This window comes from Sinorhizobium sp. 6-70 (genome assembly GCF_030124375.1).
Classification (GTDB): Bacteria; Pseudomonadota; Alphaproteobacteria; order Rhizobiales; family Rhizobiaceae; genus Sinorhizobium.
This window is the reverse complement of the sequence record NZ_JASKLS010000039.1, coordinates 1-776: the sequence shown is the minus strand read 5'-3', so window position 1 is coordinate 776 and position 776 is coordinate 1. Positions and strand designations below refer to the sequence as shown.

Annotated in this window: 1 protein-coding gene; it reads right to left on the bottom strand. The window is 64.7% G+C overall.

Features of this window, described 5'->3' with window-relative positions; genetic code table 11:
* Nucleotides 1–756: alpha/beta hydrolase (locus QN222_RS30220; RefSeq protein ID WP_283966085.1), on the bottom strand; the 756-nt coding region annotated here is incomplete at its 3' end.
* Nucleotides 757–776: the final 20 nt, after the last annotated feature.

The following is a 776-nucleotide window of genomic DNA, read 5'->3' as shown; positions in this document are numbered from 1 at the left end:
ATAGACCTTCAGCACCGCCTGCGGGATGAGTGTCTTCGAGGCCCGCGCCGCCGCATCGATCGGCACGATCTGGTCGTCGTCGCCATGGATGATCAGGGTCGGCACGTCGAACTTCTTCAGGTCCTCGGTGAAGTCGGTCTGCGAGAAGGCGACGATCGAGTCATAGGTGTTCTTGTGGCCGCCCATCATGCCCTGCAGCCAGAAACTGTCGATCATGCCTTGGGAGACCTTGGCGCCCGGCCGGTTGAAGCCGAAGAACGGCCCGGCGGCGATGTCCTTGTAGAGTTGCGAGCGGTCGACAACGCTTGCCGCCTGGAGATTGTCGAACACCGCCTTCGGCAGCCCGCCGGGGTTGGCGTCGGTCTTGACCATCAGCGGCGGCACCGCCGAGATCAGCCCGGCCTTGGCGACGCGCTTGGTGCCGTGGCGGCCGATATAGCGGGAGATCTCGCCGCCACCGGTCGAAAAGCCGGCGAGGAAGATGCCGGTGAGATCCAGTTGTTCGATCAGCTCGGCGAGATCGTCGGCATAGTGGTCCATGTCGTTGCCGTCCCAGGGCTGGCTGGAGCGGCCATGACCGCGGCGATCATGGGTGACGACGCGGAAGCCGTTGTTGGCGAGGTGGAAGGCCTGGGCCTCCCAGCTGTCGGAAGACAGCGGCCAGCCGTGGCTGAGCACGACCACCGGCCCGTCCTTCGGACCCCAGTCCTTGTAATAGATTTCGACGCCGTCGCGGGTGACGATCCTGCTTCCCATGGTCCTTGCTCCTTCGCTGG